This is a genomic window from Bradyrhizobium sp. S69, from assembly GCF_009766005.1.
GTDB lineage: Bacteria > Pseudomonadota > Alphaproteobacteria > Rhizobiales > Xanthobacteraceae > Bradyrhizobium.
This window is the reverse complement of record NZ_LMUK01000024.1, coordinates 185,838-198,228: the sequence shown is the minus strand read 5'-3', so window position 1 is coordinate 198,228 and position 12,391 is coordinate 185,838. Positions and strand designations below refer to the sequence as shown.

Here is a 12,391-nt window from a genome sequence, read left to right as displayed (position 1 = left end):
AAGGCGGTGCGTGGTTGTCTCAGTCGAATGTGAACCCGTGCTTTTTCAGATAGGGAGGAAACGCCGCGCCCTCGGCCTTCGCGGCCTGGCGCGCTTTGTCTTCCGACCACCCGTAGAAGGATGCCTCGCCGAATTCGGCGTTCGATCGCTGCTGCTCCTTCGGGACGCTGTGCCGCGCATCGCGCCGCCGGTCATAGTCGTCGAGAGCCGTCGGCAGACCGCTATCGTCATAGCTGTCGCGATGCGTGGTCGCGGCTCGCGGCAAGCGAAGGCTGACAAATCCGTCGCCTTGCGGATAACCAAGGCAAAGGCCGGCGACCGGAAACACCAGGTCCGGCAATTCGAGGATGGCCGCGACCTTGTCGATTTCGTTGCGAATGACGCTGATGGGGCAGACCCCGAGGCCGGCGGATTCCGCGCACAGGATCATGGTCTGCATCGCCAGGGCGGCATCGATGCTGGCGTTGAAAAAGCCTTCCAGCGTGCCGTTCCGAACCGGTTTGCCGCGTAGTTCGCCGATGCGCTGCAGCCGCCGCGCGTCTCCGAGAAACACGAAGAACACCGGCGATAGGCCGATCCAGGGCATGCTCGGGAACAATGCGCCGATCGCCGCGCGCTTAGCGGGGTCGCTGATCCGCAAGATCGAGGCCTGCTGGAAATCCGATTTGGCCGAGGCGCTCAGTGCGGCGCCGACCAACAGGTCGAGCAGGTTTTCATCGGGAACGGCGTCGCTATAGCGGCGCACCGTCTTGCGCGACAGCACCCTGTGGATAAGTTCATTGTCGGCGGTATTGCCACCTGACGGACCGCCGTCGCCGAACCGTCGCTCGATCGCGCTCGCGTAATCCGTCATCGGTCGGACTTCCACTCAAGGCTTGGGAATATTGACGTCGGTTCGGGCGGCAGCTCTCCCTAGCTGCCAACTCAATACCAGGCGTGGAGCAAGGGACATGCCAGACCGAGCGATGGCTGGTTTCGACGGCGCTTTCCGGCGCGGCATGTTCGCCGGTCACATGCGTTAGTCGGCCAAGTGCATGGCGAACCCGGAGGAAATGGCGCTTTCAGCTCTCGTTCGACGCCGTTCGAAAAATACGAAGCATGCTTCGCAATATGACGGGGCCTGGCTGCCGCGCGTGGCCGCGTGCTTGCGGTTTGCCGCTTTTGAGGCAGGATGCACAGATAGTAGTCGCCCTCTTGTCGGCCGACCGTTCAATCGATCGCTATTGTCGCTTCGAGCCGGCCGGCATTGGCGGTCACGATCTGCTGCATCATGGCGATGAAGCGCTTTTGATCGGGCTTGCTTAGATCGGCTACCGTCTCAAGGTGAGCTTTGCGGGCCGACATTTCCATTTGCCGCAATAGCTTGGCGCCTGATTTGGTGAGCCGGCAGCGTTGGGCGCGACGATCGCCGTGATCGATCGAGCGTTCGATAAAATGACGTGATTGTAGTCGTTTAAGTGCGCCTGTGGTGGTGGTGCGGTCGAGCGCGACGTCAGCGGCCAACGTGGTCTGGTCGGCGGTTTCGCGTTTCGCCAGCGCCGACAGCAGGCTGTACTGCAGCGGGGTAATCTCGAAGGCGGCGCATTTCTTCTGGAACAAGGCAACGTGGATTTGATGCAGCCGCCGTATCAGGAAGCCCGGACGCTGCTCGAGTGGCCAGGATCGCTCCTTCGACGGCTTGACGGTCGGCTGGCGTTTTCCGGTCAATAGATCGCTCCCCGCGGCCATGCGCCGCCGTTTGCATGAAATTGGTGCATCCTATGGCACGAATGTTGGTGTATTAAAATACGAAGCATACTTCGTAATTGTCCGAAGGAAGATGCGTCGACCGCTGTGAGAGGAGATTGACGATGTCAGTAGCCACGAGTTTCGACCTGCTTTTGCGCGGCGGCCGTGTGATCGATCCGGCCTCGGGTATCGACGGCTTGAAGGACGTCGCCATTCGCAACGGCAAGATCGCGGCGGTGCAGGCCGATGTCCTGCCGACCAGCGCCAGGGAAGTCGTCGATGTTACCGGCAAGATCGTGTTGCCCGGCCTGATCGACACGCACGCCCATGTCTATCAATACGTCACCGGGCGCTTCGGCATGAACGCAGATATGGTCGGCGTGGAATCGGGTGTCACCACGCTGGTCGATCAGGGCGGTCCGTCCTGCATGACCCTGCCGGGCTTCCGGCATTTCGTCGCCGAAAAATCCCAGTCCCGCGCCTATGCGTTTCTGTCGGCCTATCTCGTCGGCGGTCTGGAGGGACATTATTACCCGAACCTCTACAGCCCCGATTGCGTCGATATCGACGCCACGGTGAAGGCCGCGACCGCCAACCGCGATCTGGTGCGCGGGATCAAGGCGCATGCCGAAATCGGCGGGTTCGCCCGCTGGGGCATTCGCGTGATCGAAATGGCGGCGGAGATCGGGCGTCGCGCCGAGCTTCCGGTCTATGTGCACTTTGGGCAGCTTTGGGGCTTGCCGGAGAGTGGCACCAATGGCGAGGATGTCGATACCATCCTGGCGCGGGTGATTCCGCTGTTGCAGCCCGGCGACGTGCTGGCCCATCCGTTCACCCGTCACCCCGGCGGTTTCGTCAATCGTGAAGGCGAGGTTCATCCGGTGATCCAGGCGGCGCTCGATCGCGGCTTGCGGATCGACGTCGGTCACGGCAGCCATTTCTCGTATCGCCTTGCGCGCAAGGCGATCGCCGCGGGCATCGTGCCGACCACCCTGGGCGCGGATATCCACGGCTACAATACCCACGTGCCGGCGCCGGCGGGCACACCGGATCAGCACGCCGACGACGAAAATCATCCGTTCGCGGGCCAGGCGAAATTCAGCCTGGTGCAGGCGATGAGCTCGATGATGGCGCTCGGCCTTACGCTGGAGCAGGTGGTGCCGATGGTGACATCGAATCCCGCCGAGATGCTCGGCCTGTCGGACACCATCGGCGCGCTGCGCAAGGGCATGGACGCCGATGTCAGCGTGCTCAACCAGACGCCCGGACGGTTCGTTCTGCGCGATAATGAGAAGACGGAAGTGGTCGCGGAGAGCCTGTTGCAGCCGGCGTTCTGTTTGCGCGCTGGCGTGCGCCACGAGCCCGTCGCGCCGATCCTGCCGCGCGCCGTTGCGGCGTAGGTTGGTGCTGCACTATCGGACCCCGGTAAAATCGAATACATGATGTCCCCTTGAAACGGGGGTGTCATGGCGGCAGAAGTGAAGGTCACATTTGATCGGCTGAAAGCGTTCATTTGTGAGGCGATGATCAAATTGGGCTTGCCGGACGCGGATGCTGCGACCGTTGCCGGCTTGATGGCGGAAGCGGATCTGCAGGGCTCGGACGGACACGGCGTCAGCCGTCTGCCGCAATATGCCCGCCGCATCAGGGCAGGCGGCTTTAACACCAGGCCAAACATTCATGTGGTGCGCGAGCACGCCGGCACGGCGTTGATCAATGGCGATAACGGCATGGGGCACCTCGTCATGAAGCGCGCCGCTGCGATGGCCATCGAAAAGGCCCGTACCACCGGCATTGGGTGGGTGAGCTCGCAATTCAGCAATCATGCCGGTCCGGCGTCGCTTTATGCGAGCATGCCGTTGGCGCACGACATGATCGGGCTCTATTTCGCGGTCGGCAACGCCAACCATTTGCCGCCGTGGGGCGGCCTCGACATGCTGCTCTCCACCAATCCGATCGCAGCGGCGATTCCGGCCGGCAACGAGCAGCCGATCATCCTCGATATGGCGACCACCGTTGCGGCTTACGGGAAAGTGAAGACCAAGGCGCTGCGCGGCGAGATGATGCCGGAGGGCTGGATGATCGATCGCCTCGGCAAACCGCTGACCGATCCGAAGCGCGCCGACGAAGGAATGCTGCTGCCGCTGGGCGGCATGGAAGCGGGCTACAAGGGTTACGGTCTGGCGCTGATCATCGGCTTGCTGGCGGGCACGCTCGGCGGAGCTGCGATGGGCAAAGACGTGGTCGACTTCAACCATGATGACGACAGCGTCACCAACACCGGGCAGGCGATCGCGGTGATCAACATCAGCGCCTTCGGTGATGTCGATGTTTTCAAGGCAAGCGTCGATACGCTGGTGCGTGATCTTCGCGGCAGTAGCCGCATGCCCGGCGTGGACCGGATTTCGGTACCGGGCGAGCGTAGCCATGAAACACGCGTGGCGAGAGGCCGCGATGGAATTCCGATCGCGCCTGCGCTGTTGCGCGGATTGGACCAACTCGCCGGTGAGCTTGGAATTGCGAAGCTCGCATAGACGAAGCTCGGGAGATGGAACTCGCGATGCGCAGGCCCGCGTGACGCGCGTTGCCGGAGCCGTGATGTTGATGTCCGGCTGCCTAGATACGCTCAACGGTTTGTGCGCGGACAGGCGGCGCTTATGTGCTTTAATGAGCGCGCTGCCGCCATAGCCGAAGCGCGACGGGTTGATCGGGACCAGACGGGCCATGCAAAACGAGAGTGAGACGTTTGTGACCCGGCGCGATCTGCTGTCGCTGGTGGGGACGGTCGCCGGCGGTGCCGCGATGTATCAAGCCATGACCAGTCTCGGCTTTGCCTCGGAGTCGGGATATAAAGGCCCCATCAAGCTGGAAGGCGATACGAGGGGCACAAGCGTTCTGGTTCTCGGCGCGGGCCTTGCCGGGATGACGGCCGCGCTGGAACTGCGCAAGGCCGGCTACAAGGTCGAGGTGCTGGAGTTCAACAGCCGTCCGGGAGGACGCAACTGGACCCTGCGCGGCGGCGACAGCTTCACCGAACTGGGCGGCGCGACCCAGACCTGCGAATTCGAACAAGGTCTCTATCTCAATCCAGGGCCCTGGCGCATTCCCTATCACCATCGCGCGTTGCTTGATTATTGCAAGCGGCTCGGTGTCGCGCTTGAGCCGTTCATCCAGCTCAATCACAACGCGCTGCTGCACGGCTCCGATGCGTTCGGCGGCAAGCCGCAGCGCATCCGCGACATCAAGACCGATTTTCAGGGCCATGTTTCGGAATTGCTCGCCAAGGCGACCCAGCAGGGCAAGCTCGACGAAATGGTGTCGGCGGAAGACAAAGCAATTCTGTTGCAGGCGTTGAGATCCTGGGGCGTGCTGGACAAGAATTACGCGTACAGCGCCAGTCTCGATTCGGCGGATTTTCGCGGCTACGCGAGAGATCCGGGTGGCGGGCTTGGCGCCGCGCCAGTCGCCGGCGAACCTGTTGGCCTCTCGGATATCCTGACATCGCGGCTGTGGCGATACCTGCAGAATTTCGCGCTGTATCAATTCCAGACCACGATGTTCCAGCCCGTCGGCGGCATGGATATGATCGGCAAGGCATTCGCCAGGGAAGTCGGTGATCTCATTCGGTACGACGCGAAGGTCACCCGGATCCAGCAGGATCATGGCGGCGTCACGGTCAGCTATCTGAACGCCAAAACGCCAGCTGCGCCGCAACTTGCAAAGGCGGATTGGTGCATCTGCACCATTCCGCTTTCGATCCTGAGCCAGATTCCCGTTGACGTCGGTCCCCGCATGAAGGCGGCCATTGATGCGGTGCCCTATGCCTCATCGGTCAAGATCGGCTTGCAATTCAAGCGCAGGTTCTGGGAAGAAGATGAGGCGATCTACGGCGGTATCAGCTACACCGATTTGCCGATTCGACAAATCTCCTATCCCAGCAGCGGCTTCAATCGAAGCGGTCGCGGCGTGTTGCTCGGAGCATACGTCTACGAGGGCGCAAACTCGTTCGAATTCACCTCGATGAATCCCGCCGACCGGGTCGCGCGCGCCGTCGATTTCGGCTCCAGCATTCACCCCCAATATAAAACCGAGTTCGAAAACGGCATCGCCGTGGCCTGGCACCGGGTGCCCTTTACCTTAGGCTGCGCCGGCAATTGGAGCGACAAAGCGAGGGAGGAGCACTACGACAATCTATGCCGGATTGATGGCAGGATCGCTCTTGCGGGCGAACACGCCTCCTACATTCCGGCGTGGCAGGAAGGCGCGATCCTGTCGTCTCTCGATGCCATCACCCGACTGCACGAACGTGTCGTCAAGAGTTGATGTCATGCGCTCAAGCCGGATCAAATCTGCGGGGCAGGATTCGATGATCGCGCCCCGTCGTGTTTCGGTCGCAATGTCGGTGAGCGTCGCGCTGATTTTGTCGACCGCATCGGCCTTGCCCGCGGAAAATCAATCTCAACCATCCCCCCTGAGCACGGGCTTCAAATTTTCGGAAACCAGCGGCGAGGAATTGTTCGCGAACGCCTGTCAGGGCTGCCACATGCCGGACGGCGGCGGCGCGGTCGGCGCCGGCAATTATCCGGCGCTTGCGAGGGATCGTAGCCTCGAAGTCAGTGCCTATCCGGTTTATGTCGTCGTCAGGGGACAACGGGCGATGCCCCCGGTCGGTTCGATGATGAACGACGATCAGGTGGTTGCCGTCGTCAATTATGTCAGGACGCATTTCGGTAACCAGTATTCCGACCCGGTTACGGCGGAGGAGGTCAGGCTCGCTCGGCCCTAATCGGAGATCGCGGTGGTTGCCACCGCCGCGGCTAATAATTGCGCAGCGCCAGGGCGCCGAACCGGCCTCAAGGCGATTGCAAGCGGCCGTAAGTTCCCTATATAATGATGCATTGGGGCCAGTAACCCCAAGCAATTCAATTGGTTTTCCGGTCGGGCCCGTCATTCAGGCGGGCCGTTGCCGTTTTGGGATCACCGAAAGATGAGCCAGTCTAATCGTCCCGACCACATTCGCCTGACATCGCATCCGGTGCCTGGCGCCAAGCATGAATACCCGATCGCCTGGGGGGCGCCGACCGCGCGCGAGCGCGGCCCGATCATCGGCACCGTGTCGCGCCCGCAGGACCGCAACGTGATCGGTACCCATGGCGGCTCCTATGCGGTCTATCGGGCGCTTGCGGTGTCGTCGGGCGCGCTCGATCCGATCCGCCGGCCCGACCTCACCAACACCTTTCCGGCAGCGACCATCGGGCCGTTCGACCAATGGATCGATCCGCAGCGCATCGTGGCGCTTGATCCGTGGGGACATCTGGTCGCGGAAAATTTCAGGACCGAAATCAGCGAAGGCGTCGATATCAGGCCGAGCATCGCGATCACCCGCGCCCGGCTCGACCTGCCGGAAATTCAGGCCGCACTGGCGGCCAAGCGGTTGGTGGCGGACGGCGAGTTCGTTCATGCCAGCGGTTCGGTTTCGGTGGTCAAGGTTGCGATCGATCCGGTGTGGTACCTGCCGGGAATTGCGCATCGCTTCGGCACCAGCGAGACCAATCTGCGTCGCGCGCTGTTCGAACAGACCGCCGGCATGTTCCCCGAACTGGTCACCCGCCCCGATCTGCAGGTTTTTCTTCCGCCGATCGGCGGCACCACGGTCTATCTGTTCGGAGATGTCACCAAGCTGCCGGATCACCGCACCAAAATCACCTGTCGCGTCCACGACGAATGCAACGGCTCGGATGTGTTCGGTTCGGATATCTGCACCTGCCGGCCTTATCTGATCCAGGGCATCGAGGAATGCGCGCGCGCCGGACAGACCGGCGGCCTCGGCATCGTCGTCTACAACCGCAAGGAAGGCCGGGCGCTCGGCGAAGTCACCAAGTTTCTGGTGTATAATGCGCGCAAGCGCCAGGAGGGCGGCGATGACGCGGCGCTCTATTTTGAGCGAACCGAATGTGTCGCCGGCGTGCAGGACGCGCGCTTTCAGCAGTTGATGCCCGACGTCATCCATTGGCTTGGGTTAAAGCGCATCGATCGCTTCATCTCGATGAGCGATATGAAGCACGACGCGCTGACCAGCCAAGGCGTCGAAATCGTCGAACGGGTACCGATACCCGATCACATGATTCCGGCCGACGCCGGTGTCGAGATGGCCGCCAAGAAAGCGGCGGGATATTTTTCGCTCGATCCCAAACCGAGCGAATGCACGGTGGGGCGGCCACTCGAAAAATATTGACGTTAGCCCGGGCATTGATTGTGACAGCCGACACCACCGCGGACGCCCTTTCCCTGTTGAGCGCCGAAGCCGTGCGCGTTCGAGCGCACAGGATGCTCGAAATCGGCCTCGATAGTCGGCTTCGGCATTTTCGGGTCGATCTCGAACGACTCGGCGCAACCGTCGATCTGGTGCTCGCGACCACGCAAAAGGCCTATCCCACCTTCGACGTGCCGTTCCATTCGCGCTGGCGGCATTTTGTGGTCGGCGAACTCGACCGCTGGGACGCGCTGGCAGGTGCTACGGCTTGGCGCGACAAGACCGCGCGCGCCCGAGCCGAATTCGACCTCGCCATTGTCAGCGTGCTGCTCGACGCCGGCGCCGGGGCATCCTGGCGTTACCGAGATTCCGTGACAGGCGCGAGCGTGGGCCGTTCCGAAGGCCTGGCGCTCGCCAGCCTCGATATGTTCGCACGCGGCGCGTTCTCTGCAAATCGTGACGAACCGCTGCGGGTCGACGCCACGGCGCTTGAACGGTTGACATTGGCCGATCTGCAAGATGGCTTTCAGGTCAGCGAGGGCAATCCGCTGGTCGGCCTCGAGGGCCGCGTCGGGTTGCTTCGCCGGTTGGGCCAGCAAGTATCGGCATTGCCCGGTATCTTTTCCCGCGGCGATGCACCGCGGCCGGGCGGACTATTCGACCACCTTGCAGCGCAAGCCGACAAGGGATCGATCGCTGCTGCGACCATCCTGTCGGAGTTGTTGCGGCAGTTGGGGCCGATCTGGCCGTCGCGCATCGCGCTCGGCGGAATTGCTCTGGGCGATTGCTGGCGCCACCCCGATATCAAGACTGACGACGCCACCAGCGAACTGGTGCCGCTGCACAAGCTGTCGCAGTGGCTATCCTATTCGCTGATCGAGCCGATGCAGCGCGCCGGGCTCGACGTAACTGATATCGATGGCCTGACCGGGCTCGCGGAATACCGCAATGGCGGATTGTTCGTCGACACCGGCGTGCTGGTGCTGCGCGACCCAGACGATATGCGGCGCGAACATGATGTCGCCTCGACGCTGGTGGTCGAGTGGCGGGCGTTGACGGTTGCGCTGCTGGATCGGCTTGCGGATGTGCTGCGGCAGCGCGTTGGTCTTGACCCGGTCTCGCTTCCCTTGGCAAAAATACTGCAAGGCGGGACCTGGGCTGCCGGCCGGGCGACGGCGTTTGCGCGCCGTCCCGACGGTTCGCCACCCTTCAAAATCATCAGCGATGGTACCGTGTTCTGAACGGAAATCATTCAGGCGCAGGGAGCAAAAGCATGGACGGCGTTACGGTCGTGAGTCATCCGCTGGTCCAGCACAAGCTGACGCTGATCCGCGACAAGACGATTTCGACCAAGTCGTTTCGCGAACTCCTCAAGGAGATCGGGATGCTCTTGTGTTATGAGGTGACGCGCGATCTGCCGCTCGCCGATGTGGAAATCGAGACGCCGCTGGCGCGGATGCAATCGGCCAAGATCGCGGGAAAGAAGCTGGTTTTCGTACCGGTGTTGCGCGCCGGCGTGACCTTTGTCGAGGGCATGCTGGATCTCGTCCCGACCGCCCGCGTCGCGCATATCGGTCTGTATCGCGAGCCGCAGACATTCGTCGCGGTCGAATATTTCTTTAAGTCCCCGTCCGATCTTGGGGAGCGATTGGCGATCGTGGTGTCGCCGGTTCTGGCTACGGCCAACACGGCGGTGGCAGCCGTCGACCGGCTCAAGGAACGGGGCGCCCGCGAGATCAGGATGGTATGCCTGCTCGCCGCACCGGAAGGCGTGGAGCGCTTTCGCGGGCTGCACCCGGATGTGCCGCTGTGGACCGCCGGCATCGACCAGGGGCTGGATGAGAATGCCTTCATCCTGCCCGGCCTCGGCGACGCCGGCGATCGCGCTTACGGAACGCGATAGCGCGCGAAAATTAGTTCCGGCGGCGCGTGGCGATATTCACAATATGGCGATGAGGCGCCGGGAGGGATTGTCCTCGCCTGTTCACGGGAGCAGAAGCTCGGGCAAGAAGCTTTCCGGAAGGAGACGATCCGATGACGGTACCCGATCATGGTCGAGCCCGCGGAGCGCTGCTCGCAACCGCATCTTTCCTGGCGGGTTTCCTGGCATGCGCGGAAGTGCCCGGGCGGGTTTTTGACGTGGTGATTTCGCCATCTCATGCGGCCGCTCAGCCGACCGACGCCAATGAGGCGGCATTCCTGTCGGAAAACGACAAGGCCATGACCCGGATGATGACCGATATGACGATCAAGCCGAGCGGAGATGTCGATCGGGATTTCGTCGCGATGATGGTTCCGCATCACCAGGGCGCCATCGATATGGCGAAGGCGTTGCTTGGTCACGGCAGCAACGAACAGTTGAGACGGATTGCCCAGGAGATCGTGGTCACGCAAGGGCAGGAGATTGTTGCGATGCGGCTTGCGATCGGAGAGCCGGCAGCGCTGACTTCGAAAACGGAGAAATGAACCAGATGAAGCACCTTCGTCTTGTCTTCTGCCTGCTGCCGAGCCTTTGTCTTATAGGTAGCGCACCGGCTTGGGCCGGCCAAGCTCCTGGCGCGGCAGCCGATCCGGATATTGCGGTCAGCCATCATGATCGCGTCTATACCGCGGAGCAGTTTTCAAACACGGTTTCGGTCACCGATCCCGTCGATAACAAGCTCGTCGGTGTGATCCGGTTAGGCGATCCGCAGCCGGGAAATTTCAGCCCGCTCTACAAGGGGCAGGTTCTCGTGCACGGCATGGGCTTTTCGTCGGATCACAAGACCCTCGCGGTGGTCTCGATTGGATCGAATTCCGTCACCTTCATCGATACCGCGACAAACGCGATCAAGCACACCATCTATGTCGGTCGCTCGCCGCACGAAGCGTTCTTTACGCCTGACGGCAGTGAGGTCTGGGTGACGGTGCGCGGCGAAGATTACATTTCGGTGCTGGACGGCAAGACCTTCGAGGAGAAGACACGGATCAAGGTGCCGGCGGGTCCGGGCATGCAGATTTTCTCGCCGGATGGCAAATACGGGTACGTCTGCTCGTCGTTCAATCCGGAAACGGTGGTCATCACCGTGGCCGATCACCAGATCGTCGGCCACGTCAAGCAGGAGAGTCCGTTCTGTCCCAACATCGCAGCGACCCCTGACGGCAAGCAGGTGTGGTTGACGCTAAAGGACACCGGCAGGACCATGGTGTTCGATGCCAAGCCGCCGTTCGCGGTGTTGAAATCGATGGACACCGGACCGATCAGCAACCACGTCAATTTTGCCAGCAATGCGAAGGGCACATTCGCTTACGTGACGATCGGCGGCCTCAACGAGATCAAGGTGTTTCGTACCGACGATTTCACGCAAGTGGCAACCATTCCGGTCGGCAAGCTGCCGCATGGCATCTGGCCTTCGGGCGACGGCAGCCGAGTCTATGTCGGGCTGGAAAATGCCGATGCGGTGACCGCGATCGATACGATGTCCAACAAGGTGATCGCGACCAGTCCGGTCGGTCAGGCGCCGCAGGCTATCGCTTATGTCCCCAACGCCGTCCCGGATGGCGATGGGAAGCAGGGCTTGCAGCCGCTCGGCGTTGCGAGCCAGGCCACGCATCTTGCGCTCGGCGCGGTCGAAAACGGCAAGCTGCTCCTGAGCGGGAACAAGGCGCTGACCAGTGTCTCCCTGTTCGATCAGGGCCTGATCCAGGTCCTGCAGGCCGCCGTCACCGGCCTGCAACCAAAGCAGCCCTACGTGCTTGCGCTTGCACAACAGCCCGACGGCAAGGGCACGCTCGAGCCACTGGCGGCGTTCATGACCAACCCGGCAGGCTCAGCCATCGTCAATGCCTCCGGATCGATCAGGCAGGTGGTGCAAGGCGAGGACAAGATTGCGCGCCGCTATATCGTGATCGTGCCGGGAACCGCGGCGGAGCCCGGCAAACCCGTACAGATACAAATTCCTTGAAGCGGGTCTGTGTTGTGAATACGGCTTGATATCAGGAGTACAACCGATGTCGGCAGACGGATTGATCGTTGTTCGAAGCAGCCACGGCCCGGCGGAGACGATGGACAGGCTGGTGGCCGAGATCAAGGCAAAAGGCTTGACGGTGTTCGCCCGGATCGATCACGCGTCGGGGGCCAAGGAGGTCGGCCTGCCGTTGCGGCCGACCGAGCTCCTGATTTTCGGCAACGCCAAAGGCGGTACGCCGCTGATGCAGTCGAACCAGGAGATCGGACTGGACCTGCCGCTGAAGGCGCTGGTTTGGCAGGACGCAAGCAACGACACCTGGATTTCCTACAACGATCCGGCATGGCTTGCGAAGCGCCATGGGCTGGGTCACGAGGTCGAACCGCCGGTCAAGGCCATGACGGCGATGCTGAGTGCTGTTACCCGCGCGGCGGCGGCGGCCGCCTAGGGCGAAGCGGGGCAG

The 12,391-nt window shown here is 62.1% G+C and carries 12 protein-coding genes; 10 read left to right on the top strand and 2 right to left on the bottom strand.

The window, feature by feature from the left end; translation table 11 throughout:
- Positions 1 to 19: 19 nt before the first annotated feature.
- Together GSQ88_RS08705 and GSQ88_RS08700 are read right to left on the bottom strand one after the other, a co-directional pair.
- Positions 20 to 853: a nitroreductase family protein gene (locus tag GSQ88_RS08705; RefSeq protein WP_159007122.1), complete on the bottom strand. Its 834-nt coding sequence runs from the start codon at positions 851 to 853 to the stop codon at positions 20 to 22.
- Positions 854 to 1,209: 356 nt separating this feature from the next.
- Positions 1,210 to 1,707, bottom strand: coding sequence for a MarR family winged helix-turn-helix transcriptional regulator (locus GSQ88_RS08700; protein WP_246735141.1), 498 nt, complete (start codon positions 1,705 to 1,707; stop codon positions 1,210 to 1,212).
- A 143-nt stretch (positions 1,708 to 1,850) separates the two neighbouring features.
- Here GSQ88_RS08700 and GSQ88_RS08695 point away from each other — a divergent pair, with 143 nt between their 5' ends.
- From GSQ88_RS08695 to GSQ88_RS08650, 10 genes are all read left to right on the top strand, one after another.
- Positions 1,851 to 3,128 carry an amidohydrolase/deacetylase family metallohydrolase gene (locus GSQ88_RS08695; RefSeq protein ID WP_159007118.1) on the top strand — a complete coding sequence of 426 codons (1,278 nt, stop codon included), beginning with the start codon at positions 1,851 to 1,853 and terminating at the stop codon, positions 3,126 to 3,128.
- Between the two features lie 66 nt (positions 3,129 to 3,194).
- Positions 3,195 to 4,262 carry an Ldh family oxidoreductase gene (locus GSQ88_RS08690; protein WP_159007116.1) on the top strand — a complete coding sequence of 356 codons (1,068 nt, stop codon included), beginning with the start codon at positions 3,195 to 3,197 and terminating at the stop codon, positions 4,260 to 4,262.
- A gap of 190 nt (positions 4,263 to 4,452) precedes the next feature.
- Positions 4,453 to 6,051 carry a flavin monoamine oxidase family protein gene (locus GSQ88_RS08685; RefSeq protein ID WP_159007114.1) on the top strand — a complete coding sequence of 533 codons (1,599 nt, stop codon included), beginning with the start codon at positions 4,453 to 4,455 and terminating at the stop codon, positions 6,049 to 6,051.
- Between the two features lie 43 nt (positions 6,052 to 6,094).
- A complete protein-coding gene (locus GSQ88_RS08680) occupies positions 6,095 to 6,514 on the top strand; it encodes a c-type cytochrome (protein WP_210253772.1) in 420 nt (139 codons plus the stop codon).
- Positions 6,515 to 6,715: 201 nt separating this feature from the next.
- Entirely contained in the window at positions 6,716 to 7,963 is a 1,248-nt protein-coding gene (locus GSQ88_RS08675; protein ID WP_159007112.1) for a GTP cyclohydrolase II, read from the top strand.
- A gap of 17 nt (positions 7,964 to 7,980) precedes the next feature.
- Positions 7,981 to 9,222 carry a URC4/urg3 family protein gene (locus GSQ88_RS08670; protein WP_502706711.1) on the top strand — a complete coding sequence of 414 codons (1,242 nt, stop codon included), beginning with the start codon at positions 7,981 to 7,983 and terminating at the stop codon, positions 9,220 to 9,222.
- Between the two features lie 32 nt (positions 9,223 to 9,254).
- Positions 9,255 to 9,884: a uracil phosphoribosyltransferase gene (gene upp, locus GSQ88_RS08665; RefSeq protein WP_159007108.1), complete on the top strand. Its 630-nt coding sequence runs from the start codon at positions 9,255 to 9,257 to the stop codon at positions 9,882 to 9,884.
- A 131-nt stretch (positions 9,885 to 10,015) separates the two neighbouring features.
- Entirely contained in the window at positions 10,016 to 10,447 is a 432-nt protein-coding gene (locus GSQ88_RS08660; RefSeq protein ID WP_159007106.1) for a DUF305 domain-containing protein, read from the top strand.
- Positions 10,448 to 10,452: 5 nt separating this feature from the next.
- Positions 10,453 to 11,925 (top strand): YncE family protein, encoded by a 1,473-nt coding sequence (locus GSQ88_RS08655; RefSeq protein ID WP_159007104.1) that lies wholly within the window; start codon positions 10,453 to 10,455, stop codon positions 11,923 to 11,925.
- A gap of 46 nt (positions 11,926 to 11,971) precedes the next feature.
- Positions 11,972 to 12,376 carry a DUF302 domain-containing protein gene (locus tag GSQ88_RS08650; protein WP_159007102.1) on the top strand — a complete coding sequence of 135 codons (405 nt, stop codon included), beginning with the start codon at positions 11,972 to 11,974 and terminating at the stop codon, positions 12,374 to 12,376.
- The last annotated feature ends 15 nt before the right edge of the window (positions 12,377 to 12,391 follow it).